The sequence below is a fragment of the Variovorax sp. 10N420 genome (assembly GCF_056394705.1).
The window spans coordinates 1-22483 of the sequence record NZ_JBFTIJ010000016.1 but is presented as its reverse complement, the minus strand read 5'-3'; the positions used below and the strand labels follow the sequence as shown (position 1 = coordinate 22483).

The 22483-nt window shown below is 65.8% G+C and carries 20 protein-coding genes; 4 read left to right on the top strand and 16 right to left on the bottom strand.

What is annotated here, in order from left to right:
• Position 1: 1 nt before the first annotated feature.
• The 3 genes from AC1DEK_RS26765 to AC1DEK_RS26755 are packed head-to-tail and all read right to left on the bottom strand — an operon-like array spanning position 2 to position 3959.
• Entirely contained in the window at positions 2-1141 is a 1140-nt protein-coding gene (locus AC1DEK_RS26765; protein ID WP_478128345.1) for an ABC transporter permease, read from the bottom strand.
• Entirely contained in the window at positions 1138-2952 is a 1815-nt protein-coding gene (locus AC1DEK_RS26760) for an ATP-binding cassette domain-containing protein (protein ID WP_478128344.1), read from the bottom strand. Before AC1DEK_RS26760 ends, AC1DEK_RS26765 begins: the two co-directional genes overlap by 4 nt.
• Entirely contained in the window at positions 2949-3959 is a 1011-nt protein-coding gene (locus tag AC1DEK_RS26755; RefSeq protein ID WP_478128343.1) for an HlyD family secretion protein, read from the bottom strand. The genes AC1DEK_RS26760 and AC1DEK_RS26755 overlap by 4 nt, the downstream gene beginning before the upstream one ends.
• An 85-nt stretch (positions 3960-4044) precedes the next feature.
• Here AC1DEK_RS26755 and AC1DEK_RS26750 point away from each other — a divergent pair, with 85 nt between their 5' ends.
• The gene (locus AC1DEK_RS26750) at positions 4045-4818 is read left to right on the top strand and encodes an exodeoxyribonuclease III (protein WP_478128342.1); all 774 of its coding nucleotides are present in this window, start codon (positions 4045-4047) and stop codon (positions 4816-4818) included.
• A gap of 15 nt (positions 4819-4833) precedes the next feature.
• Here AC1DEK_RS26750 and AC1DEK_RS26745 read toward each other — a convergent pair whose 3' ends face one another.
• The 3 genes from AC1DEK_RS26745 to AC1DEK_RS26735 are packed head-to-tail and all read right to left on the bottom strand — an operon-like array spanning position 4834 to position 8027.
• Complete coding sequence (locus AC1DEK_RS26745) at positions 4834-5841, bottom strand: Bug family tripartite tricarboxylate transporter substrate binding protein (protein ID WP_478128341.1); 1008 nt, start codon at positions 5839-5841, stop codon at positions 4834-4836.
• A 42-nt stretch (positions 5842-5883) separates the two neighbouring features.
• Positions 5884-7086, bottom strand: coding sequence for a CaiB/BaiF CoA transferase family protein (locus tag AC1DEK_RS26740; RefSeq protein ID WP_478128340.1), 1203 nt, complete (start codon positions 7084-7086; stop codon positions 5884-5886).
• Positions 7083-8027, bottom strand: coding sequence for a hydroxymethylglutaryl-CoA lyase (locus AC1DEK_RS26735; protein WP_478128339.1), 945 nt, complete (start codon positions 8025-8027; stop codon positions 7083-7085). Before AC1DEK_RS26735 ends, AC1DEK_RS26740 begins: the two co-directional genes overlap by 4 nt.
• Before the next feature lie 99 nt (positions 8028-8126).
• On the opposite strand from AC1DEK_RS26735, the gene AC1DEK_RS26730 reads away from it, so the two are divergent.
• Positions 8127-9041, top strand: a complete 915-nt coding sequence (locus tag AC1DEK_RS26730) for a LysR family transcriptional regulator (RefSeq protein ID WP_478128338.1) — start codon at positions 8127-8129, stop codon at positions 9039-9041.
• Here AC1DEK_RS26730 and AC1DEK_RS26725 read toward each other — a convergent pair.
• From AC1DEK_RS26725 to AC1DEK_RS26685, 9 genes are all read right to left on the bottom strand, one after another.
• Complete coding sequence (locus AC1DEK_RS26725) at positions 9031-10629, bottom strand: AMP-binding protein (RefSeq protein WP_478128337.1); 1599 nt, start codon at positions 10627-10629, stop codon at positions 9031-9033. The genes AC1DEK_RS26730 and AC1DEK_RS26725 overlap by 11 nt on opposite strands.
• A gap of 3 nt (positions 10630-10632) precedes the next feature.
• On the bottom strand, positions 10633-11832 hold the full coding sequence (locus AC1DEK_RS26720; RefSeq protein ID WP_478128336.1) for an acyl-CoA dehydrogenase family protein: 1200 nt from the start codon (positions 11830-11832) through the stop codon (positions 10633-10635).
• 24 nt (positions 11833-11856) lie between these two features.
• On the bottom strand, positions 11857-12987 hold the full coding sequence (locus AC1DEK_RS26715; protein WP_478128335.1) for an acyl-CoA dehydrogenase family protein: 1131 nt from the start codon (positions 12985-12987) through the stop codon (positions 11857-11859).
• Positions 12988-13031: 44 nt separating this feature from the next.
• Positions 13032-13736, bottom strand: a complete 705-nt coding sequence (locus AC1DEK_RS26710; RefSeq protein WP_478128334.1) for an ABC transporter ATP-binding protein — start codon at positions 13734-13736, stop codon at positions 13032-13034.
• Positions 13729-14502 carry an ABC transporter ATP-binding protein gene (locus AC1DEK_RS26705; RefSeq protein WP_478128333.1) on the bottom strand — a complete coding sequence of 258 codons (774 nt, stop codon included), beginning with the start codon at positions 14500-14502 and terminating at the stop codon, positions 13729-13731. The genes AC1DEK_RS26710 and AC1DEK_RS26705 overlap by 8 nt, the downstream gene beginning before the upstream one ends.
• On the bottom strand, positions 14499-16469 hold the full coding sequence (locus AC1DEK_RS26700; protein WP_478128332.1) for an ABC transporter permease: 1971 nt from the start codon (positions 16467-16469) through the stop codon (positions 14499-14501). Before AC1DEK_RS26700 ends, AC1DEK_RS26705 begins: the two co-directional genes overlap by 4 nt.
• A 2-nt stretch (positions 16470-16471) precedes the next feature.
• On the bottom strand, positions 16472-17737 hold the full coding sequence (locus tag AC1DEK_RS26695; RefSeq protein ID WP_478128331.1) for an ABC transporter substrate-binding protein: 1266 nt from the start codon (positions 17735-17737) through the stop codon (positions 16472-16474).
• Positions 17738-17759: 22 nt separating this feature from the next.
• Positions 17760-19013 (bottom strand): ABC transporter substrate-binding protein, encoded by a 1254-nt coding sequence (locus tag AC1DEK_RS26690; protein WP_478128330.1) that lies wholly within the window; start codon positions 19011-19013, stop codon positions 17760-17762.
• Positions 19014-19203: 190 nt separating this feature from the next.
• Positions 19204-20106, bottom strand: a complete 903-nt coding sequence (locus AC1DEK_RS26685; RefSeq protein WP_478128329.1) for a LysR family transcriptional regulator — start codon at positions 20104-20106, stop codon at positions 19204-19206.
• Positions 20107-20242: 136 nt separating this feature from the next.
• Here AC1DEK_RS26685 and AC1DEK_RS26680 point away from each other — a divergent pair, with 136 nt between their 5' ends.
• On the top strand, positions 20243-21307 hold the full coding sequence (locus AC1DEK_RS26680) for a phosphotransferase (protein WP_478128328.1): 1065 nt from the start codon (positions 20243-20245) through the stop codon (positions 21305-21307).
• 6 nt (positions 21308-21313) lie between these two features.
• Positions 21314-21997, top strand: coding sequence for a hypothetical protein (locus AC1DEK_RS26675; RefSeq protein ID WP_478128327.1), 684 nt, complete (start codon positions 21314-21316; stop codon positions 21995-21997).
• 18 nt (positions 21998-22015) lie between these two features.
• Here the strand turns inward: AC1DEK_RS26675 and AC1DEK_RS26670 are convergent.
• The coding region (locus tag AC1DEK_RS26670) for a 3-hydroxyacyl-CoA dehydrogenase family protein (protein WP_478128326.1) at positions 22016-22483 on the bottom strand (468 nt) is incomplete at its 5' end.

Here is a 22483-nt window from a genome sequence, read left to right as displayed (position 1 = left end):
TTCACTCCAGGCGCTTACGCAAGGTCCGGCTGCAGCCGTAGATGAGAACCACTGCATAGCCGAAAAGAATGGCGCTGTTCTTCAACACAATGGCAGCGTTGTCGCCGGCCAGGAAGAGCGTCTTGATCATGCCCATGTAGTGAGTGGCAGGCAGGAGTTGACTCACCACCTGCACGGCCACCGGCATGTTGCGCAAGTCGAAGACGAAGCCCGAAAGCATCATCGCCGGCATGAAGCTCGTCAGCAGCGCGAGCTGACTGGCCTGGAACTGGTTGCGGGTGATGCCGGAAATCATCAATCCGAGCGAAAGAGACACCAACAGGTACAGCAGCGATGTGCCGACGATGATGCTCAGCGATCCCCGCATCGGCACGTCGAAGAGGAAACGCGCCGCGAGCAGGCAAAGCGCCAGGTCGATGGCTCCGATGATGAAGTACGGCACCAGCTTTGCAATGACGATCTCCATCGGCCGAACGGGGGTGACGAACAAGGACTCAAGCGTTCCGCGCTCCCATTCGCGAGCCACGAGCAGCGACGTGAGGAACGCACCGATCAGCGTCATCACCAGTGCCAGGAGACCCGGTACGAGATACCAGGTGCTGACGCCGGCCTCGTTGAACCACATGCGCTGCGCGAGAACCACGGTGCCGGAAGCCGCGACCGACTTGCCGCCTTGACGGTCTGCCCGACGCAACCCCGCGCTCGCCAGCGCGCCCGTGACATAGCCTTCGATGATGCTGGCGGTGGTCGAATCCACGCCGTTGAGCACCAGCTGTATCGGTGCGCCCGCGCCGCTTGCGGCCAATCGGGTGAAGTCCGCTGGCACGCGCACGATGCCGCTCACGCGCCCGGCGCGCATCATCGCCTCGGCCTCGGCCATGCTGCCGACAGCCGCCGGCGAAAGGTACTCGGTCCCGTCCAGCCCGGAGACAGCTTCGCGAGCCGTGGGTGAGCGGTCGTCCAGGACGACAGCGACAGGGGCTTTCGTCACGTCGAAAGACAGCCCATAGCCAAAGAGCAGGATCAACGCGAAGGGCAGCAGCAAGCCCACCGCCAGGTTGCTGCGGTCTCGCACCATCTGGCGGATCTCCTTGCGTACCAGAGCTGCAATGCGCGTGGGCAGGAAGGTGGAAAGATTCATGCGGCGGCCTTTTGCGCTTCCTCTTGGTGGCGCGCTTCCTCCTGGTGGCGCGCCTGCTCGACGATGGCGATGAAAGCGTCGGACATGTCGAAGCCCTGGTCTCCCCCCGCCTTCTCACGCACTTGCAGCGGCGTGCCGAGCGCGAGCACCTTGCCGGCGTCCTGGATCGCGATGCGATCGCAATACTCGGCCTCTTCCATAAAGTGCGTGGTGATCACCACTGTGACGCCCGACTGCGCGAGCGCCGTGATGATGCGCCAGAAAGAGCGCCGCGCCAGCGGATCGATGCCGCTGGTCGGTTCATCGAGGAACAGGATCTCGGGCTGGTGGATGAGACCTGCGGCCATCGCCAGGCGCTGCTTGTAGCCGCCCGGCAATGGCCCGCTGGCGGCAGCACCGTCCAGCCTGAACTGCTGCATCGACGCCTCTACCCGCTGCTTCAGCGCGCCGCCCCGGAGACCATAGGCTGCGCCGAAAAACTCGAGGTTCTCGCGCACGCTCAGGTTGCCGTACAGCGCGAACTTCTGCGCGACGTAGCCGATGCGCGCGCGGGCCTGGGCACGGGCAGTACGAAGATCGACGCCAGCAACCTCCAGGTACCCGCTGGTGGCCGGCAGCAGCCCGCACAGCATCCGAAAGGTGGTGGTCTTGCCGGCGCCGTTCGGTCCCAACAAGCCGAAGATCTCCCCGCGTGCGACGTCGAAGGACGTGCGCGCCACCGCGGTGAAATCGCCGAACTTGCGCACGAGATCGCGGACGACGATCACAGGCTTGTCCGCGTCGTTGCTTGCCTGCCGGTCATCCCGGCGAGGCTCGATCCGGGTCGCGACGGCCTTCCTGGCGGTATCGGTCTCGCCCTGGGCCTGCCGCCGGTGCAGCATCAGCATGAACGCGTCTTCCAGCTCTTCCGGCCTGTCGTGGTGAGGGGTGTCCTGCAGCAGCGTGCTCAGAGCCGCCTGACTTTCCCGGCCCTCCTGTCGGACGATGTATCGCACTCCGCCTGCCTTGGGCACCGCATCGACGATCAATTCCTCTGCGTCGAGGAGGCGCGCCTGGAGATTGCGCGGAGGTTCACCCGCCGCCGGCTCGGCCGTAAAGGTCAAACCCTTCGCCTGCTGACGCAAGGCCTCGGGCGTTCCTTCGTAAAGCAGCCTGCCTTCATGCATGACCAGCACCTTGGCGCAGCGCTGGGCCTCGTCCATGTAGGCGGTGCTGACGATGACGCTCAGGTGCTCATCGTCGACCAACTGCTGAACGATCTTCCACAGATCCCGACGCGACAGCGGATCTACCCCGACGGATGGCTCGTCCAGCAGCAGCAGGTCGGGCGAACGCACCAGGGTACAGGCCAGCCCCAGCTTCTGTTTCATGCCGCCGGAGAGCTTGCCGGCCGGCCGCGCGGTGAATCGCTTCAGGTCCGTCATTTCCAGCATGCGGGCGAAACGCTCGCGACGCACATCCTGCGCGACGCCATGCAGGTCGGCGTAGAGCTCCAGGTTTTCCTGCACGCTTAGATCCTCGTACAAGCCGAAGCGCTGGGGCATGTAGCTGATGCGATCCTGCACCGCCTGGGGCTGCGCGACCACGTCCAGGCCAAGGACCTGGAGACTGCCGCTGGTGGGGCGAAGCAGGCCGGCGATCATGCGGATGAGGGTGGTTTTGCCGGCGCCGTCCGGGCCCACCAGTGCGGTGAGCTCGCCCCGGCGAAAGCTCGTCGTCATGTCGCCCACCGCCACCATCGTGCCCTTGGGCGCTGCGGGAAACTCCTTGTGAAGGGACTGGGCGACGACGGTCGCCTCCGGCAAGCTCATGGTGCTTCGCCGATGGCCAGCCTGACGGTGGCGGGCTGGCCCAGGCGCAGCAGGTTGTCCTCGTCTTTGACCAAGACACGAACCTCGTAGACGAGACTGGAGCGCAGTTCCTCTGTCTGTACTGTCTTCGGTGTGAACTCCGCCACAGAGGAGATGTAGCCCACGGTGCCTTTGACGGGGCGATCGGGGTGGCTGTCGGTAAGGACCGTGGCCTCCATGCCAGGCCGGATGCGGCCGAGCGACGCCTCGCTCGCGAAGACGCGCACCCACTTGGGGTGCGTGAGCGCCAGCGCAAACACCGGCCGCTGTGGCGTCGCCATGTCGCCGGGCTCCAGAAGGCGCGAACGGACCACGGCATCCGCCGGGGCCTTCAGCTCCCCTTGCGAGATCTGATGCTGAAGAAGGGCCAATTGCGCGTTGGAAGCCTCCAGTTGCGCCTCGGCGGCGGCCAGATCTTCGGCTCGTGCGCCCAGTTCCGTCAGCCGCAGGGCATCGCGGAGTTCTTCGGCCTTCGCCCTGGCGGTCTGCATCGCGGTTTGCGCCCGATCGAGATCCTGCGGACTGACTGCGCGTCCCTGCGTGTTGCCGGAGATGCCGCGCAGGCGATCGAGTTCGCGCTGGGCGCGCTGTGCCTCTGCTTGCGCCGCGGCCAGGCGGCTGCGGGCCTGTGCAACTTCCTGCGGTCGCGCGCCGTGACGCAATCGAAGCAGGTTCTGCCGCTGCACGTCGATCTGCGCGCGGGCTTGGTCGCCTTGCAGGTGCAGAGTCCGGGTGTCCAGTGTGGCGAGGACCATTCCGGCCTTCACCTGCTGGCCCTCTTCGGCATTCAGCTGTGCAACACGTCCACTGCCGTCGAAGGCCAGCGAAATCTGCCGGATGTCGACGTTGCCCTGCAGCACCAGCGTGTTGTCGTCACGGGCATTGCGTGCCTTCCACCAGAACACGCCGCCCACAATCAACACAGCGGCGAGCACGACGGCAAGAATGCCAACCAGTGATTTCTTCATTGAATCCCCGCTGCGTTCAGCAAACGCATGCAAGGATACTGGAGCCACCAGCAAAGGACGGGCGTTTCGGTGAGGATTGCGTTCGATGAAGATTGCCACTTACAACGTCAATGATGTGCGCAAGCGCATCGGCCCTTTGCGCGCCTGGCTCGACGTGACCGCCCCTGATGTGGTTTGCCTGCAGGAACTCAAGTGCATGGAAGATGAGTTTCCGATCGACGAGATCCGGGCCATGGGGTACGAAGCGCTCGTTCACGGGCAGAAGTCGTGGAACGGCATTGCCATTCTGAGCAAGTGCGGTGCGCCCATCGAAATCCGCCGACGCTTGCCGGGGAACGACGACGATCGGCAGGCAAGATATCTCGAAGCGGCCGTGCAAGGATTCGTGATCGCGTCCCTCTACATGCCCAACGGCAATCCCCAGCCCGGCCCCAAGTTCGACTACAAGCTCGAATGGTTCGACAGGTTCAACCGTCACGCCGCCTCGCTGCTGGCCTCGGGGCACCCTGTGGTGCTTGCCGGAGACTACAACGTCGTGCCGACGGACGCCGACATCTACGCCACGCGTTCATTCAAGGACAACGCGCTGTTGCAGCCGGCGCCGCGAGCGGCATACCAGGCGCTTCTCGACGCGGGCTGGGTCGACGCGCTGCATCGTCAATCTCCGGCGGAGCCGCTCTACACGTTCTGGAGCTACTTGCGCAACCGGTGGCCTCGCGATGCCGGCTTGCGGATCGACCATCTGCTGCTGAGCCCCGCTGCAAGCGGACGGATGATGCAGGCGGGAGTCGATCGCGCGGTGCGGGGCCTGGAAGGCGCGAGCGACCATGCGCCGGCCTGGGTCGAACTCAACGACTGAAATCCCGGCGGCGCCTTATTCCGGCTCCAGGCCGGCCTTCTTGACCAGCGCCGCATACTTTTTCATTTCGCTGCGGAACGCGGTCTGAGCCTGTTCCGGTGTGCTGATGCTGATCGTGTTGCCCTGGTTGGCCATCGCCTGCTTGACCGCCGCATCTTCGAAGGCCGCAACCACCGCATCGTGGGCCTTTGCGATGCTGGCGGGGCTCATGCCCTTGGGCCCGATCACCGCGAACCATGCGTCGACGACGAAATTCGGCAAGCCCTGCTCGGCGAAGGTCGGGATCTCCGGCGCCGCCGGCGTGCGCTGGGCCGTCAACACCCCGATCGCGCGAAGCGCGCCGCTCTTGATGTGCGGTTGCACGCTGGGGAGAGCGGCGGTCGCGAAGTCGACCTGTCCGCCGATCAGGCCAGCCACCATGGGCCCCACGCCTTTGTAGGGGATGTGTCTGGCCGACACGCCGGCTTCCTCGAGGAATAGCTGCGTCGCCAGGTGCAGGATCGTGCCGTTGCCGCCGGACGCGAAGTTGAACTCCCCCGGCTTGCTCTTGAGCAACGCGATCAACTCCTTGCTGCTCGTGGCCGGAATCCGTGACGGATTGACCACCAGCACCATGGGCGTCGCGCCGACGATTGCGATCGGCGTGAAGTCGCCGGGCATGTCGAAGGACAGCGACTTGATCACGCTGGGGAAGATCACGACGTTGTTCGAAACGACCGCCAGCGTGTTGCCGTCAGGTGCCGAGCGCGCGAGCACCTGCAGGCCGACGATGCCGCCCGCCCCCGGCTGGTTGTCGACGATCACCGAAGCTCCCAAGGCCTTGGACAACGCCGGCTGGGCCGCGCGCGTGATTCCATCCACGCCCGAACCGGCGGCATTGGGAAGGATGATCCGCACCGTGCCGGACTGCGCGTGCGCGGCCAGCGTCCACGGCCCCAGGGTCAAAGCGGCCGCCGAACCTGCAAGCAGAGATCGGCGCGAAATACGCGAAATGCGGGAAATATGAAGTGGCGATGTGCTCATGTCTGTCTCCTTGTTTTCTGCCGTACCGAACGCCCTGCGGCGTCAGGCCACGACGTTGCGGGCGCGCATGCCGTCGACCTCGGCATCGCTGCATCCCATCTCCTTCAATAGCTCGGCGGTGTGCTCGCCCAGGCGAGGCGGGTCCATACGCACACCGAGACGGCGCCCCTCCAGCGTGATCGGGAACAGCGTGGTCTTGACGGTCTGGCCCGCCTTGGGTCCGTCCGACAGGCGCATGTCGGCCAAGCCGCCGGTGGCCAGCAAGTGCTCGTCCTCATAAAGGTCTTCGGGCTTGCGGATGGGTGCAAAAGGCAGTCCGGCCTTCTCCATCACCTGCGCCAGCTCGGCTGCGCTGCGCTCGGCGATGCGCTCTGCAATGGACTTCAGCAGGCGGGGCCGGTGCGAGACGCGCTGATTGTTGGTCGCGAGTTCAGGCTCGCCCTTGAGGTCGGCGAAGCCCAGCGCGTCGCAGAAGGTCTGCCACTGGGCGTCGCTGACGGCGGCCAGGAAAATCTGCTCGCCGTCCTTGACGGTGAACACGTCGTAGACCGCCCAGGGGTTGTCGCGCGCGGGCATCGGTGCCGGATGCTTGCCGGTCACCGCGAACTGCAGCATGTGCTGGCCCATCAGGAAAACATTGTTCTCGTAGAGGGCGGACTGAATCTCCATGCCGCGACCCGTGATGCCTCGCTGGATCAGCGCACCCAGCACGGCGATGGCGCCGAACAGACCGCCCATGATGTCGTTGACGCTGGTGCCCGCGCGCAGCGGATCGCCGGGGCGCCCCGTCATGTACGCGAGGCCGCCCATCATCTGCACCACCTCGTCGAGCGCGGTGCGATGGTCGTAGGGCCCGGGCAGGAAGCCCTTGTGGCTCGCATAGATGATGCGCGGACTGACCTTGGCAAGCGATGCGTAGTCGAGCCCGTACTTGGCCATGGTGCCCGGCTTGAAGTTCTCGGCCACCACGTCGGCGGTCGCTGTGAGGCGCCGCGCGGTGCAGGCGCCTTCCTCGGTATGCAGGTCGATGCCGATGCTCTTCTTGTTGCGGTTGAACATCGGGAAGAAACCCGCACCGGCACCCACCAGCCGCCGGCTGTGGTCGCCGTTCACCGGCTCGATCTTGATGACTTCCGCACCGAGGTCGGCCAGCACCATGCCGCAAGTCGGCCCCATCACCATGTGCGTGAACTCGACGACGCGCAAGCCCTTGAGAGGTTGGGCGACCTGTGCCTGTTCGCTCATGCGGCTTGCTCCTCTTTCATGGTCTTGGGAAGCCCGGCGCGCCAGAGCGTGCCGTGCAGGGTCTCGCCTTCGAGCCACTGCGCGAGCTTTTTCCGGAGGGCCAGCAGCGCGTCGAAATCCTGGCCGGTCTCGATGCCCATGCTGGCGAGCATGTAGGCAAGGTCTTCGGTCGCGACATTGCCGCTCGCGCCCGGCGCATGCGGGCAGCCGCCGATGCCACCCAGGCAGGCATCGAAGCGGCTGATGCCGAGTTCGAGCGCGGCATAGACGTTCGCCATGCCGAGGCCGCGCGTGTCGTGGAAATGACCGCAGTTGAGCTTGTCGCCGGCGATCGGCAGCACCGCCTCGAACAGCGAGCGCACCATGGCCGGGTCGGCATAGCCCACGGTGTCGGCAAGGCCGACGGACTCGGCGCCGGCATCGATCACCGCCTTGACCAGCCGGACCACCTCCAAAGGCTCGACCCGGCCCTGCAGCGTGCAGCCGAAGGCCGTGCTGATCCCGACCTCGATGCGGGTGCGGGAGCCACGCGCATCGCGCGCATCGCGAATACGCGCGATGTCCTCGACCACCTCATCGGGCGTCTTGCGCAGATTGGCAAGGCTGTGCGCGTGGCTGGCCGACAGCGGAAGCAGCATGAGGTCGGCTTCGCACGCCATCGCGTGCTCGGCGCCCTTCAGGTTGGGCACCAGCACGGAGGCCATGAGGCCGGGCAAGGTCTTGGCAAAGGCCACCAGTTCGGCGGTGTCGGCCAGTTGCGGCAGAAGGCGCGCGGGCACGAAGGAGCCGACCTCGATCTCGCGCTGTCCCGCTTCATAAGCGTCGCGGATCCACTCGAGTTTGGCGGCGGTCGGCACCACGCGCGGGATGATCTGCAGGCCATCGCGCAGGCCGACCTCCCTGATGACGACGCTGGGTGGCAAGGTGGAAGAACGGGTCATGGCTTGTTTCCTGGTGGCATTTGGCTGGCCTCACTCTAGAATTTCCGGACTGAGCCTGGTTGTCATTTTGAGAAGCTCTGAATTCCCGATTGGAATATCTTGCGAGACCTCGACCTCACCACCCTTCGCCTCTTCGTGGCCGTTTGCGAGGCCGGCAACATGGCGCGCGCCGGCGAACAGGCCAACATCGTCGGCTCCGCCATCAGCAAGCGGCTGGCGCAACTCGAAGACCAGTTGCGAACGCCGTTGCTGGTGCGCAAGCGCCACGGCGTCGTGCCGACCGCGGCGGGCCAGACTCTGCTGGAGCATGCACGCGGCATGCTGGACAGCGCGGCACGCATCGAGCGCGACATGGAAAGCTATCTGACCGGCGCGCGCGGGCAGGTGCGGGTCCTCGCAAGCATCTCCACCATGGCCGGTCCCCTGGCCAACGACGTGGCGTCGTTCTTGAAGATGCCCGATCACCGCACCATCCAGGTCGGTCTCGAGGAGCGGCTGAGCCCGGAGGTCGTGTCCGGTGTGCGCGATGGCCTCGCCTCGATGGGCGTCTGCTGGGACAGCGTCGATCTTGGAGCGCTGCAGACCCGACCCTACCGGCGCGACCACCTCTGCGTCGTGGTGCCGCGCGGCCATCCGCTTGCATCACGAAAGACGGTCCGCTTCGAACAGACGCTCGAGTACGAGCATGTGGGCGTGCCTGTCGGCAGCTCGCTGCAGGTCTTGCTCCAGCGCGCGGCTGCACGCTCGGGGCGCACATTGATTCACCGCATCATCGTGAGCAATTTCGAGGGCGCGCTGGGGGTGGTGCGCGCCGGGCTTGCCATCGGCGTGGTCCCGAGAGAAGTGGCCGACCGCCAGGGTGCATCCCATGGCTTGCACGTCATTTCGTTGGCGGAGCCCTGGGCCGAGCGCCGTTTCGTTCTCTGCTTTCGCGATGCCAAAGGCCTTTCGGTGGCGGCGAAGCTACTGGTGGAGTACCTGGGTACCCGCGAGGGACAGTCCTTCACTCCTTGAGCAAGCGCCGCAATACCTTGCCGGTGCCGCTGGCCGGTAGCGAATCGCGAAACTCGACCTTGCGCGGCACTTTGTAGTGCGACATGTTCTCGCGCGCCCAGCGCAAGAGGGCATCGGCGTCCAGTCCCCTCGCGCCAGGGACGACGAAGGCCTTGATGACTTCGCCCTTGTCGGCATCGGGCACGCCGATCACGGCGACCTGGGCCACATCGGGATGCAGGATCAGGATGGACTCGACTTCCTCGGGGAAGACGCTGAAGCCCGACACCTTGATCATCTCCTTCACCCGGCCGATGAAGGTCAGATAGCCCTGGTCGTCCATCTTGCCGATGTCGCCGGTATGGACCCAACCGTCGCGCAGGACCTCCGCGGTGGCGTCCGGCCGGTTCCAGTAGCCATGGAAGACGCCGCGGCTGCGTACCGCGATCTCGCCGGTCTGGCCAGGCGGGAGTTCGCGACCATCGAGATCGAGGATCTTCAGCTCCACGCCCCGGCCGGGGACTCCGTTCGTTCCCCAGCGCACCGCGTCGCGCGGCATGAGAACGTCGTTGGTGTGCGTCTCCGAAAGGCCATAGCCCGCCTCGTACACCAGGCAGCCGTTGGCAAAGGCGCTCCAGCGACTCGCCAGTTCTTCCGTCAGCTTGATGCCGAAGCTCGTCCCCATGGTGGTGTGCAGCGACGACAGGTCGAACTTCTCCGCGCCCGGCTCCTTCATGGCCGCGACCAGCATCGGCGCCATCGCATACCACCAGCTCACGCGATGCCTCTCAATGGCCTGCAGGACAGCGAGCGGATCCATGCGGTTGAGCAGCACCACGGTGGCGCCGGTATACGCCAGCATCGTGACGCCGCAGATCATGCCGGCGATGTGATAGAGCGGCGCCACCGCCAGCATCACGTCATCGCTGCGGATGCGGAACATCTCCTGCCCCACCGCCGTCTTGTAGAGCGCGTTGCGGTAGCTGAGCATCGCGCCCTTGGGCATGCCGGTCGTGCCTGATGTGTAGGTCATCAGCGAGACGTCGTCCATCGACAGCTCCACCGACGGCGCGACCGGGTCTGGCCGCGTTACCGTCGCGTGGAAGTCGATGGTGCCTTCAGGCAGCGACAGCCGCGCCAGGACTTCGTCGGGCACACGCAAGCTCGGCGCCTGTGGCAGGAAGTCCGAATAGCGCACGCTGAATACGTGCGGCACCCGAACCCGGTCGGCCACGGACTGCACGATCGGTACCAGATGGTCAGCCACCACGATCGCCTTCGCACCGAGATCGCCGACCTGGTAGGCGAACTCATGCGCCTTGAACATCGGGCTGCACGGGCTCACGATGGCGCCCAGCTTCTGAATACCGAAATGCGCGATCTGGTATTGCGGGCAGTTCTGCATGAAGAGCGCCACGCGGTCGCCCTTCGCCACACCACGCTCGTGCAGCGCCTGCGCGAAGGCATCGCTGTAGCGATCGAGCTCCGCATAGCTGATCTCGCGCCCGTACCAGACCAGCGCGGTCTTGTCCGGCTCTCGGCGGGCGTGTCCCCGCAGGTATTCGTGCAGAGGCTTTTCGCCCTGGAGATAGTCGATGTCGTCGTTCATGCTCTAGAGGCCGAGCGTGTGCTTGGCCATGATGTTTTTCTGAACCTCGGTGCTTCCGCCGTAGATGGTCATCGCGCGGCAGAAGAGATAAGTGGCGACGGGTCCGAGCGCATGCTCCGGGCCGATCAGGCGGTCGTCTCCCTGGCCGAACAGCGGCCCGGGCTGGTAGCGCAGCGCGTCTGGCCCGCTCGCCTGCACAAGCAGTTCGGTGATGCGCTGCGCAATCTCGGTGCCGCGGATCTTGATGAAGGACGACTTGCCCGGCCCGGCAGGTGCGCCGGCATGCATGTCCGACAGCATGCGCAAGAGGCCGATTTCCAGCGCCTTGAACTGCACCTCGATGGCGCTGACTTCCGCCATGAAGCCGGGATCGTCTGCCAGCCGCCGGCCGTCGCTGCGCACGAGCGCCGCGACCTTGTGCAGCTTCTGCAGCTCCTGGGTGATGAAGCGCAGGTTGGCGTTCTCGACGCGCTCGTGCTCCAGCAGGAACTTGGCATAGGTCCAGCCGAGCCCCTCCTCGCCGATCCGGTTGCGCTTGGGAATCTTCGCGCCGTTGAAGAACACGGCATTGAGGTAATGGCGCCCATCCATCATGCGGATGGGCTGCACCTCGACGCCCGGCGTCTTCATGTCGATCAGCAGGAAGGAGATGCCCTGCTGCCGCTTGGCCTCGCGGCCGGTGCGAACGAGGCAGAACATCCAGTCCGCATGGTGCGCGAAGGAGGTCCAGATCTTCTGGCCATTGACGATGTAGTGGTCCCCGCCGTCTTCCGCGGCGGTCTGCAACGCGGCGAGATCCGACCCCGCGCCCGGCTCCGAATAGCCCTGGCACCACCAGACCGACGAGTCGCGGATGGCGGGAAGATGCTCGGCCTTCTGCTCGGGTGTTCCGAAGGTGTAGATCACCGGCCCCACCATCGCCGGCCCGAAAACCTGCAGCTCAGGGCAATGCATCTCGCCGGCGATCCGGTTGAAGATGATCGTCTGCATCGCGCTCCATGCCTGCCCGCCGTGTTCGCGCGGCCACGCGCCGGTGAACCAGCCCTTGCGCCCGAGGATCTTCTGCCAGCGCATGTAGTCGTCGCGCTCGAGGTGACGGTCGAGCCGCACCTTCTCGCGAATGTCGGTCGGCAATTCGCGCGCGATGAATTCGCGCACCTCCGCTTCGAAAGCCCGCTCTTGTGCGGATAGATTCAGGTCCACGCCTCGTTCTCCCGGCCGATTTGCTCAGGCGCTCGCATGGCGCTGCAGGTGCCAGCTCATGTCGCCGAAGGTGACGCCGATCATCGACAGGCGCTTGAAGTAGTGGCCAACGGCGAGTTCCTCGGTGACGCCCATGGCGCCATGCAACTGCACGGCATCCTGGCCCACGCGCCGCGCCGTGCGGTCGATCTCGATCTTGGTGGCCGACAGCGCCTTGCGCCTCACGGCCGAATCCGGCTCGCCGAGCATCAGCGCGCCATACAGGGCCATCGAGCGCGCCTCATCGAGCGCGATGTACATGTCGACCATGCGATGCTGCAGCGCCTGGTTGGTGCCGATCGGCCGGCCGAACTGCTGGCGGGTCTTGAGGTATTCGAGCGTCATGTCGACCAGCGAGCTCATGGCACCGACCGCTTCGGACGCGATGGCGGCAATCGCCTGGTCGATCACGAGTTCGAGCGCAGGCAGGGCCGCGCCCTCGTCTCCGAGGCGGCGCGAGGCGTCCACATGCACGCCTTCGAACACGAGGTCGGCCGCGCGGCTGCCGTCGTGCGTGGCATAGGGACGCACTTCGAGGCCCTTGGCCTTCGCATCCACCACCAGCGCGGTGAGGCCCTTGCTGTCCGACGACTCGCCGGAGGTGCGCGCGATCACGACATAGAAGTCCGCTGCGCCGCCACCCTGGACGAAGGACTTGCGTCCGTCGATGCGCCAGCCGTCACCGTCCCGGCGCGCAGTCGTCTCGCAGTGCGCGAGTTCGTAGCGCGACTCGGGCTCGGCATAGGCCAGCGCCAGCTTGTGGGCGCCAGTCATCATCGGCTGCAGGAACTGCGCCTTCTGCCCGGCGCTGCCGAGCGCCGCGAGCACGCCACCCCCGAGCACCACGTTGGCGAGATAGGGCTCCAGCAGCAGGCCACGGCCGACGCCTTCCATCACGATGCCGGTGTCGGTCGCATCGCCGCCGATGCCCCCGTCCTCTTCGCTGAACGGTACCGCCAGCCAGCCGAACTCGGCATAGCTGCGCCAGCATCTTTCGTCATGCCCTGTGTCGCTCGCCGCGAGCTTGCGGCGATGCGCAAAGTCGTATTCCTCGCGCACGAAGCGCTCCACGCTCTCGCGCAGCTGGTTCTGTTCGGGGGTGTACTGGAGATCCATTGAAATCCTGGAGGTTTGCGTTGAAGTGGAGGGTTCCAAAAATGTCAGAGCGCGAGGTAGCGTTGCTGCACCTGCGGGTTGCGATCGAAGTGCTCCCAGTCGCCTTCGAACACCACACGGCCTGTGTCGATCACGTACACGTATTGGGTGCATCGGCGCGCGAACCAGATGTTCTGTTCGCACAGCAGCAGGGCGACGTTGCCCTCCGTGCAGGTCCGCACGACGTCGCGCGCCATCTCCTCGACGATGATCGGCGCCAGTCCCTCGGTCGGCTCGTCCAGCAGCAGCAGGCTCGGGTTGGCCGACATCGCGCGTGCCACCGCGAGGAGTTGCTGCTGGCCGCCGCTGAGCTGGCCGCCGTAGCGCTGCTGCAGCGGTGCCAGCATCGGGAAGCGCGCGATGATGTCGCCCACCGGCACAGCAGGCCGAGCGGGCGAGGCGCCGTAGCGCGCCATGGCGATGTTCTCGGCGACGGTCAGGTGCGTGAAGATGCGCCGGTCTTCCGGCACCAATGACAGGCCCATGCGCGTGCGCTGGTGGGTGGGCACGCCATGCAGGTCCTTGCCGTCGAAGCGCAGGGTGCCTCGCACCCGGGGACCTGCGTTCATCACGCTCTTCAGCAGGGTCGACTTGCCCGCGCCGTTGCGCCCGAGCAGCGCGACGCGCTGGCCGGGCTTCACCGAGACCTGGGCGCCGTGCAGGATGTGGCTGTCGCCGTAGAAGGCATCGAGTTCGCGGACTTCAAGCATCGACCATCTCCTTGCCGAGGTAGACCTCGCGAACCTTCGGGTCGCCACGCACTTCGTCCACCGTGCCGGTGGACACGACTTCGCCGTAGTTCATGACCATGATGCGGTTGGCCAAACCGAACACGACATCCATGTCGTGCTCCGTCATCACGACGGTGATACCGCGCTCCTTCTGCGTGCGTGCCACCAGCTGCGCGATCTCGGAGCGATCGCTCGGCGACATGCCTGCAGTGGGCTCGTCGAGCATCAGGATGGTCGGCCGGCCGGCCAGCGCGATCACGAATTCGAGCCGCTTCTTGTCGCCGTGCGAGAGATAGCGAGCGGCCTCGCCTGCCAGCGCCTGGAGCTTGACGTCTTCGAGTAGCACCATCGCCTCGTCCCGCACATCTTGCGATGGAGCGCAGCGCCAGCGTGAGCCGAGTGGCTCGCCCCGGTAGCTCCTACGCGCCTCGACAGCCGCGATGACGTTGTCGAGCACGGTGAAGTCGCTGAAGACGCGTGCCACCTGGAACGTGCGGCCGAAACCTTCGCGCACCCGATCGTGCGCGGCCAGCCGGGTCACGTCCTTTCCGCCGAAGTGGATGGTGCCGCCGTTGGACGGCACCTCGCCGGTCATGACCTTGAACATCGTGGTCTTGCCGGCGCCGTTGGGTCCGATGATGGCGAAGACCTCACCGGCGGCGACGGAAAGACTCACGCCGTGCAGCACTTCGATGGGGCCGTAGTTCTTGCGCACGCCCTCAACGCGTAACAGGTCGTCGGTCATCGCGCGGCTCCCGGCTCCAGGTCCGGGACCGCAGGCACTCGCCCCTCGCGGCCCGCATCGATGGGCACTGCACGCTGCGGCTTGCGACCCCAGAGTCTTTCCTCGAGGTTGCGCCACAGGCCGACCGCTCCGTTGGGCGCCAGCAGGATGATGGCGAGCAGGCCCGTGCCGACGATCAGCTCCGACAGCCCGACCAGCGTGCGGGTCGCATAGGTGATGGCTGCGAACAATCCCGCGCCGACGACCGGCCCCCAGAACGAACTGACCCCACCCAGCAGCGTGTTCAGCATCGGCTGTGCCGAGGCGAGCCAATGCACCTCCTCCACCGTGACGATGCGCGACCACGGCGCATACAGCGCCCCTGCCACTGCCGCAACGGCACCGGAAATGACGAAGGCGGCCAGCCGGTATCGCGCGACATTGGTCCCCATGAAAGCGGCACGTTCCGCGTCCTGCCGCACGGTCTGCAAGGTGCGCCCGAAGCGGCTGTGCAGGAGCCACCACAAGAATGCTGTGATCAGCACTGTCGCCACCAACAGGAACCAGTAGTACGCGTCGGAACTGGCGAGGTCGATGCGGAACAGCCCGAAATCCAGCGCCGGACGCGGGATGTCGGTGATGCCATCCTCGCGACCGAGGAAGGTCGAGAAGCCGATCACGAGCCGCAGCGCCTCGGCCAGCGCCACGGTGAGGACGGCGAGAAAGACGCCGCTCATGCGGCGCAAGGCCAGGACCCCGATGACCCAGGCAGCGACCGCGCCGAGCACCGCCGCGCCCGCGATCACGCCGAGGAAAGGCACGCCCGCGATGTGGCGCAGCGCAAGTGCCGCCAGGTAAGCACCGATCGCGAAGAAGCCCGCATGGCCAAAGGAGACCAGGCCCGTGTAGCCGAAGAGGATGTTCCACGACAGCGCGAAGATCACCTGGACCAGCACGGTGCCGACCACGTAGAGCGGCCCGGCATTGACCCACAGCGGCAAGGTCGCGAGCACCGCCACCGTGGCCACGCCCAGGCCCTGCCACACGCCACGCGGAATGCGTGGGCGGTGCAGCGCGCCCGATCCATGCGACTCCCCACCTGCCTCGCCCTGCGTCCCGACCGCCGGGAACAAGCCGCTCGGCTTCCAGAGCAGGAATGCGGCGAGCACCACGTAGATCGCGAGGCCCGGCACGGAGGGCAGCAGCACCGTGTTGAGGCTCTGCACGAGGCCCAGCACGAGCGATCCGATGAAGGCGCCGCGTATGTTGCCGAGGCCGCCGATGATGACGGCGAAGAAGGCATACATGAGGTAGGAATCGCCGAGCCCGGTCGACAGGCTCTGGTTGGGCAGCAGCAGGCCGCCGGCCAGCCCAGCGAGGAAGAAGCTCGCCATCACGCTCAGCGCGATGCCGAAGGACACATTGAGCCCGAGCACACCCGCCATCCACGGGTCGGCCGCGAGCGCCTGCATCAGCTTGCCGAACCACATGCGGTGGATCGCCAGTTCGAGCACGATGTAGACCACCAGCCCGGCCGCGATCACGAAGATCTGGTAGGCCGAGAAGAACATGCCGAAGGGATTGAGCGGCTGGTCGAGCCCGGGCGGTGGGTTGACCGAGAAGAAGTCCACTCCCCAGACGAGCTTGGTCACGCCGGTGCAGACCATCATCAGGGCGAAGGTCGCGATGAGGACGTAGTGCGGATCGACGTCGCGCAGCCTGCGCAGCACGAGGCGGTCCGTCACGAGCCCCAGCAGCGCCACCACGATGCCGCCCACCAGCGCAGCCAGCAGGAACATCCAGAGCGACTGCACGTCGCGGCCCATCACCGAGTAGGCCGTGTACGCGCCGATCATGAAGAAGCCGCCCTGCGCCATGTTGAGCAGGCGCATCAGTCCGAAGATGAGCGTCAGGCCCGCCGCGACCACAAAGATCGCCATGCCGAAAGCCGCGGCATTGAACACCGCGAACATCAGTTCATTGGCCACTTTCAGCCCTCGTACTTCTTGCCGGGCGCTGCGGGCTCGACGATCTCGGTCTCGTCCAGGCGTACCACCTGCTCCAGTCCGTAGCCCGGCGCGGCGTCCCGTGCTCCGATCTTGGCGAAATAGAAGGAGCCGATGCCCTGGTGGTCTTCCTTCCGAATGCGATAGGGCCCGGCCGCCGTGTCGAACTGCAGTCCCTCGAGCGCCTGGATCACGGCCTCGGTCTCGGTCGACTTCGCCTTGGCCACCGCATTGAAGATCGCGAGCGCCGAGCGATGCGACGCCTGCACGATGCCGGGCACGAAGGGCGTCCCCGTCACTTCGACGATGTACTTGCTCAGGTCCTTGCTGACCGGGAACTGGCTCTTGAAGGGCTCCAGTTCGGGCGCCCAGAAGGTCACCCCCCACAGGTTCTGCGGCGTGGACTTCTGCATCGCTTTGGCGATCAGAAGCTCGGTGCCGGCTTCTCCGATCACCTTGAACTTCTTGTCCATGCCGACCGCGCGGCCCTGCTGGAGCAGGCTCACGCAGGGTGCGGCAGTGAGGCCGATGAACAGGCCCTCGGCGCCGGAGTTCATGAGGTTGTTGATCTCGATCTTGTAGTCGGCCTTGTTCAGGCTCGCGAACACCGGCTCGATCACCTTGACCTGGCGTCCGCTCTTGGCCGCCGCCTGCATCACACCCGCCTTGAAGTAGCGTGCGACGTCGCGGCCGTTCTCGCTGTCCGGCGCGATCACGGCCCAGGTCTGCACGTCCGCGAAGCGCGTCGTCATCAGGTTGCCGATTCCGCCATAGAGCATCAGGGCGTTGGAAGACAGGCGGAAGAAGTTGCGGCTGAAGTTCTCGTGCGTCACCGACATCACGCTGGGCGCCGGCGCCACCACCACGCTCTTGAGTTCGCCAAGGATAGGAGCGATCGCCAGCGCCATCGGCGACTGCCCTGCACCGATCGAGATGTTGACGCCCTCGCCGGCCAGCTCTCGCACCGCACTGACGGCGCCCGCGCTCGTGAACTTGTCGTCGCGCACGACGATCTCGATCGGCCGCCCCAGCAGGCCGCCATTGGCATTCCATTGCAGCTGCGCGGCCTTGATGCCATTGAGCCACGCTGCGCCCGCTTCCGCGCCGATGCCGCTCATCGGCAGCATCGCGCCGATCTTGACCGGCGTGCCCTGGGCCAGCGCCAGGGACGAAAACCGCGTCCCGGCGGCGCCCAGCACGGCTGCCGCACTCGCGGCCTGGATGAAGGTTCGGCGCTTCAGTGGTGTCATGGCTGTGTCTCCTCGTCGTCGCTCACATCGAGATGGGCTTGCCCGGCGATGGCGGTTCGGCCACGTCGGCTTCGTTGTAGGCAATGGCATCCACGATGCCGTAGCCCGGATCCGCGTCGCGCGCGCCCACCTTGGCGATGTAGGCGGTGCCGAGCCCCTGATGGTCTTCCTTGCGCACGTGGTAGGAACCCACGGCAGTGTCGAAGCTGAGGCCCTCCAGCGCGGCAATGACAGCTTCTGTCTCGGTGCTCTTCGCCTTCTGGATCGCGTTGAAAAGACCGAGCGCGCAGCGATGGCTCGACTGCACGATGCTTGGCGGGTTCTTGTCCCCGGTCAGCTTCACGTAGCCCTCGTAGAGCGGCATGCTCATCGGATTGCGCTTGCCGACTTCGGTGCCGGGCACCCAGTAGCTGATGCTCCAGAGATTGGCGGGCGTGGACTTCTGCATCGCCTTGGCGATCATCAGTTCGGTGCCGGCGTCACCGATGACCTTGAACTTCCTGTCCATGCCGACCGCCCGGCCTTGCTGCAGCAGGCTGATGCAGGGCGCGGCCGTGAGTCCGACAAAAAGCCCCTGCGAAGGCGCGTTCATGAGGCTGTTGATCTCGACCTTGTAGTCGACCTTGTTGAGGCTCGCGAACACCGGGTCGAGCACCTTCACCTGCCGGCCTGCCTTTGCGGCGGCACGCTGCACGCCGATGGTGAAGAAGCGGGCCATGTCGCGGCCGTTCTCGCTGTCCGGCACGATGCACGACCAGGTTTCCACTTCCTTGAAGCGGTCCGTCAGCATGTTGCCGATCCCCGCGAAGGCGATGTAGGCGTTCCAGGACAGGCGGAAGAAGTTGCGCTGGAAGTTCTCGTGCGTGAGCGACATCACGGTCGGGCAAGGCGCGACCATCATGGCCTTCAGTTCGGGGAGGATGGGAGCGGTCGCCAGCGCCATCGGAGACTGCGAACCGCCGATCAGCAGGTTCACGCCGCTGCCGGCCAGTTCACGCGCAGCTGCCACGGCGCCGGCGCTCGTGAACTTGTCGTCGCGCACGACCAGTTCGACGGGTCGGCCGAGCACGCCGCCCTTCGCGTTCCATTGCTCGGCCGCGACCTTTGCACCGGCGAGCCAGGCCGCGCCGGCTTCGGCGCCGATGCCGCTCATGGGCAGCATCACGCCGATGCGCACCGGCCCCGCCTGGGCTCGCGCCGAATGCAGCATCGGCAAGCCCAAGACGCCGGCCGCAGCGGCAGTGGTTTGCAGGAAATGGCGCCTCTTCATCGACATCGGTGTCTCCTTCGTTGACGCCTCGGAACAATCTCCGCTGCGCGATATTTGTTATAACAGATGCCAATTTACGACCAAGCCCAAGATGTCGCACTGGCGAAAACCCTCATGGAAAGATTCAGGCGCGCGCCTGCGCGGCGCTGTGCAGCGCCGGACGCTTCTTCGGAACAGGAGAGAAGGTGCCGCCCGCCTAGCGGACGCAGCAACGCATCAGCACCGAGCGCAGCCAGCGGTTGGCTGCGTCGTTGTCCGTACTGGCGTGCCAATACATGTAGGCGTCCATCGAGGACAGCGGCACCGGGAAAGCCATCACCTGGTTGCCGAACTGCCTGTTCGCCATATGGGCGTAGCTCTCCGGCATGGTGAGCACCAGATCCGTTTCGGACACGGTGCGGCACGCGGCAAAGTAGAACTGGCAGCGCAACGCCACCTGACGCTGCACACCCATGCGGCGCAGCTCGATGTCCTCGAATCCGGGCCCCTGGCGGCGCGAAGTCACCAGGATGTGGCGCTGGGCGAGGTAGGTGTCCAGGTCCAGCGATCCGTGGATGGCCGGATGCCCTTTGCGCACCACCACGGCCATGCCGTCCACGCTGATGCGCTTGACCTTGACCGCGTCCGACAGCGGCAGCAGCACGTCGATCGCCACATCCAGCGTGCCTGCAGCCAGCTCGCTCTCGAGGCTCCGGCGGTTGGCGCGCACGCCGGACACTTCGACCTCGGGCGCCTCGATCGCGAGGGCGCGCATCAGCGGCGGCATCACGGTCGATTCCATGTAGTCGCGCAGGCCGATGACGAAGCGCTTCTTCGCGACGGCAGGCTCGAAGCTCTGGGTGTCGTTGAGCAGCGCGCCGATGGATTGCAGCGAGCCGCGCAACGGATCGATCAGCCGCTTGGTGAGCGGCGTGGGCACCATCTTGTGGCCCTGCCGCTCGAACAGCGGGTCGTTGAACAGTTCACGCAGACGCGCCAGCGCATGGCTGATCGCAGGCTGCGTGAGGTGCAGCTTTTCCGCCGCCTTGGTGATGCCGCCTTCGGTGTAGATGGTGTCGAGCACCACGAGCAGGTTGAGATCGACTCTCGAGATATGCATTCGCTGTATCCAGGTCCATTCCAAGCATTCATTGGCCTCTGGGCGCCGCGGGCCTTAGGCTCTTTTGCAGCACGCCCATGATGCCGATCATGCCGCGAGATCGCGCCCGAGCGCATTCACCGAGGAGACAAGCCCCATGAGCGAAGCATTCAGCGGAACGACCGAAGTCCAGGAGCGCCAGCGCTTCGACGAAGCTCGGCTGCGCGAATGGTTCGTCTCGCACGTCGACGGCGATGCGGGCAGGGAGTTTCGGGTCTCTCAGTTCAAGGGCGGCCAATCGAATCCGACCTTCCTGGTCGAAGGCGGCGGGCGGCGCTACGTCGTGCGGCGCAAGCCTTCGGGCGCCCTGCTGCCGTCCGCCCATGCGGTAGACCGCGAGTTTCGCGTCATGAAGGCACTGGCCGCCACGGAGGTGCCGGTGCCTCGCGTGCATGCGCTCTGCGAGGACGAGGCCGTCATCGGCACCATGTTCTACGTGATGGAGTACATGGACGGCCGGATCCTCTGGGATCCGAAGCTGCCCGGCGCGAGCAACGAGGAGCGCGCCCGCATCTGCGACGACATGAACCGGGTGCTCGCCGCACTGCACGAGATCGACGTCGAAGCCGCAGGCCTTGGCGATTTCGGGCGCACCGGCAACTACATCGAACGCCAGATCGGACGATGGACTCGCCAGTACCGCGCAAGCGAAACGGAGCGTATCGAAGCGTTCGAGAACCTCATCGAATGGCTGCCGAAGCACGTGCCGCCGCAGGCAGCCACCCGGATCGTCCATGGCGACTTCCGCCTCGACAACCTCGTTTTCGCGCATGACGAGCCACGCATCATCGCCGTGCTGGACTGGGAGCTCTCGACGCTCGGCGACCCGATGGCCGACTTCGCCTATCACTGCATGGCCTGGCAACTGCCGCCGCCGTTTCGCGGGCTGGGCGATCTCTCCCGCGTGCAGATGGCGGCCTTGGGCATTCCGACAGAGGACCGCTACCTCGCGCGGTACTGTGAGCGGCGGCGACTCCCGCCGGTGACGGTAGATGCCTGGCGGTTCTATTCCGCCTTCAACCTGTTCCGGGCCGCGGCCATCGCGCAGGGAATCATGGGGCGCGCACTGGGCGGGAACGCGTCGAATGCGCAGGCGCTCGAAGCCGGCAGGCAGGCGCGGCAGTTGGCCGAACTCGGCTGGCATTGCGTCGCCAAGGACTGACGGCGGATGCCGGTGTCTCTGCAGCCACCCCGATTTCGCGGGCTCCGCCTTGCCCTAGCCGATGACGATGCGGCTGCAGCGGTGATCGAAAGCGTGTTCAACGTGCCGTCTGCTTCATCGAACTCCCATGCCGGGCGGCGATACGTCTTCGACGATCGGTGGATCGAAATGCATGCTTCTTCTTCAGACAATGCATTCGCCTTCCGATGCAACGACCTCGATGCGCAGCGCACCCACCTGCAACGGCTCGGCGTCGAGGCGCTCGACGGCTCCGCTCTCGGTTGCACGCCCCGCCTGTTGCTGGACGCGACGGACACGGGCGCTTGCATGGTCGATCTGCAGGCGCAGGACGCCGAACGCGCCCGAGCCGATGGACCTGCGCACCTCTGTGGCGTGGAACTGGCCGTGCGCACGCCCGAGCGGGTGGCGCTTCACTGGGCGCAGTTGTTCCACGCCGCATGCTCGCGCGATGCCGACGGTCTTCCGACGCTGGCGCTCGATCGCTTCAACCTTCGCTTCGTCCCGGCCGACGACGGCCGCACCCGCGTGACGGCCCTGGACTTCACAACCGGGGCACTGGATTCGCTCGTACGTAACGCGTCTTCTCAGGGCTTGAGCATCAACTGCGATGCGCGCCATGCCGCGTTCACGGCGCTCGGCATCACCTTCAGGCTTCGGTCCGGGGTATGAACCGAAGGCGCTCGCAGATCAGCTGAAGGACTTGCCTTCGGCCACCAGCTTCTGGATTAGCGCCGCAGGCTGCCAGAACTTCGCGTTGTCATGCGGGTTCTTCGCAAAACGCTTCATCGATTCGGCCACGTTGTACAGGCCCACCTGCGATGCGTAATGCATCGGACCGCCGCGCCAGATCGGGAAGCCATAGCCCGTCAGGTACACCATGTCGATGTCGCCGGACTTCGATGCAATGCCGTCTTCGAGGATGTGCGCGCCTTCGTTGACCAGCGCATACACCAGTCGCTGAACGATTTCCTCGTCCGAGATCTTGCGCGGCGTGATGCCGATTTCCTTGCCCGCGAGGTCGCCCATGCGGAACGGGCCCATCGCGAAGCCGAACTTCTCGATCGCCTTGTCGACCTGCTGCGGGGTCGCGCCTTCGTCCAGCAGGAAGCCCGCCTGGCGCGAGTACTGCTCGATCATGCGGTTGCCGATGAAGCC

Bases quoted from the DNA above. Each gene is read 5' to 3' on its own strand.
- AC1DEK_RS26765 (WP_478128345.1), bottom strand. From the start codon at position 1,141: ATGAATCTTTCCACCTTCCTGCCCACGCGCATTGCAGCTCTGGTACGC.
- AC1DEK_RS26760 (WP_478128344.1), bottom strand. From the start codon at position 2,952: ATGAGCTTGCCGGAGGCGACCGTCGTCGCCCAGTCCCTTCACAAGGAG.
- AC1DEK_RS26755 (WP_478128343.1), bottom strand. From the start codon at position 3,959: ATGAAGAAATCACTGGTTGGCATTCTTGCCGTCGTGCTCGCCGCTGTG.
- AC1DEK_RS26750 (WP_478128342.1), top strand. From the start codon at position 4,045: ATGAAGATTGCCACTTACAACGTCAATGATGTGCGCAAGCGCATCGGC.
- AC1DEK_RS26745 (WP_478128341.1), bottom strand. From the start codon at position 5,841: ATGAGCACATCGCCACTTCATATTTCCCGCATTTCGCGTATTTCGCGC.
- AC1DEK_RS26740 (WP_478128340.1), bottom strand. From the start codon at position 7,086: ATGAGCGAACAGGCACAGGTCGCCCAACCTCTCAAGGGCTTGCGCGTC.
- AC1DEK_RS26735 (WP_478128339.1), bottom strand. From the start codon at position 8,027: ATGACCCGTTCTTCCACCTTGCCACCCAGCGTCGTCATCAGGGAGGTC.
- AC1DEK_RS26725 (WP_478128337.1), bottom strand. From the start codon at position 10,629: ATGAACGACGACATCGACTATCTCCAGGGCGAAAAGCCTCTGCACGAA.
- AC1DEK_RS26715 (WP_478128335.1), bottom strand. From the start codon at position 12,987: ATGGATCTCCAGTACACCCCCGAACAGAACCAGCTGCGCGAGAGCGTG.
- AC1DEK_RS26710 (WP_478128334.1), bottom strand. From the start codon at position 13,736: ATGCTTGAAGTCCGCGAACTCGATGCCTTCTACGGCGACAGCCACATC.
- AC1DEK_RS26705 (WP_478128333.1), bottom strand. From the start codon at position 14,502: ATGACCGACGACCTGTTACGCGTTGAGGGCGTGCGCAAGAACTACGGC.
- AC1DEK_RS26695 (WP_478128331.1), bottom strand. From the start codon at position 17,737: ATGACACCACTGAAGCGCCGAACCTTCATCCAGGCCGCGAGTGCGGCA.
- AC1DEK_RS26690 (WP_478128330.1), bottom strand. From the start codon at position 19,013: ATGTCGATGAAGAGGCGCCATTTCCTGCAAACCACTGCCGCTGCGGCC.
- AC1DEK_RS26685 (WP_478128329.1), bottom strand. From the start codon at position 20,106: ATGCATATCTCGAGAGTCGATCTCAACCTGCTCGTGGTGCTCGACACC.
- AC1DEK_RS26680 (WP_478128328.1), top strand. From the start codon at position 20,243: ATGAGCGAAGCATTCAGCGGAACGACCGAAGTCCAGGAGCGCCAGCGC.
- AC1DEK_RS26675 (WP_478128327.1), top strand. From the start codon at position 21,314: ATGCCGGTGTCTCTGCAGCCACCCCGATTTCGCGGGCTCCGCCTTGCC.